Origin of the sequence: Pseudomonas sp. IT-93MI4, assembly GCF_949767635.1 — a bacterium.
In the GTDB taxonomy this organism is placed as follows: domain Bacteria; phylum Pseudomonadota; class Gammaproteobacteria; order Pseudomonadales; family Pseudomonadaceae; genus Aquipseudomonas; species Aquipseudomonas putida_A.
Genome location: NZ_CATKPP010000027.1, coordinates 1 through 1,135, shown reverse-complemented (window position 1 = coordinate 1,135; position 1,135 = coordinate 1). Strand labels below are relative to the sequence as shown.

At 54.7% G+C, this 1,135-nt stretch carries 1 protein-coding gene; it reads left to right on the top strand.

The window, feature by feature from the left end:
• Positions 1-1,083, top strand: a 1,083-nt coding sequence (locus tag ACM6I7_RS14540) for an IS481 family transposase (RefSeq protein WP_414888786.1), incomplete at its 5' end; no start/stop codon positions are given.
• Between the last annotated feature and the right edge of the window lie 52 nt (positions 1,084-1,135).

Genomic DNA, 1,135 nt, shown 5'->3' with positions numbered 1-1,135 from the left:
CAAGAGGGGGCCAATATTCGGCTGCTTTGCCGTCGATTCAATATCAGTCCAAGCACTGCTTACAAATGGCTAAACAGGTTTGAAGCCTCAGGTGTTGAGGGATTGATCAACCAGTCTCGGCGACCGAAAACGTCACCCAAACGCTGTGTTGATGAGGTTGAGCAGCAGATTCTGACCGTGAGTCAGGAGTACGCGGCTTGGGGCGCTCGCAAGCTCAAGCGCGTGTTGGAAGACAACGGCGCAGTGATGCCTTCTGTCAGCACCGTGCATGCGGTTTTAAAGCGTCACTCGCGCGTTGATCCAAAGGCCGCTGAGATCAAGCCATTTATCCGGTTCGAGCATGAAGCTCCCAATGATCTTTGGCAGATGGACTTCAAGGGCCATATCAGCTTGGGCCTGGGCCGTTGCCATCCGTTGACGATACTGGACGATCATTCACGGTTTTCGCTGTGCATCGCTGCGTGCGCGAACGAGCAGCGCCAAACCGTTCAGGAGCATCTAATCCGGACCTTTCGGCGCTACGGCCTGCCTTTGCGCATGACGATGGACAACGGTTCGCCTTGGGGTGATCAGACAGGTGTTTATACCGCACTGGAGATCTGGCTGATGAGCCAAGGCATCAAGGTCGGCCACTCCCGACCTTATCATCCGCAGACCCAAGGAAAGCTGGAACGCTTTCACCGCAGCCTTAAAAGCGAAGTTCTGCAAGGCCAGTTGTTCATCGATCTCGATGGCGCGCAACGGGCGTTTGATAGCTGGCGTGATATTTACAACCAGAAGCGCCCGCATCAGGCGCTGGACATGCAGGTTCCTGCGGCCCGCTACAGCAGTAGTCCACGGGAATATCAGGAGCAACCCGCGGCGCCGGAGTACAACGATGGCGACGTGATCAGGAAGGTTCAGGTGAAGGGCGAGATCTACTGGGGGAACCGTGAATACACAGTCGGAAAGGCTTTTCACGGGAGGTCAGTAGCTATCCGGGAAACGACGGAGGATGGCATCCACGATGTCTACTGGGGTAAACATCGTATAGCCAAAATCGACTTGAACTTGCAGATTGTCACAGCAGGTAAGAAGATCTAAAACCGTCCACCATGTCTCCGAACATGTGTCCACCATGTCTCCGGTACATACA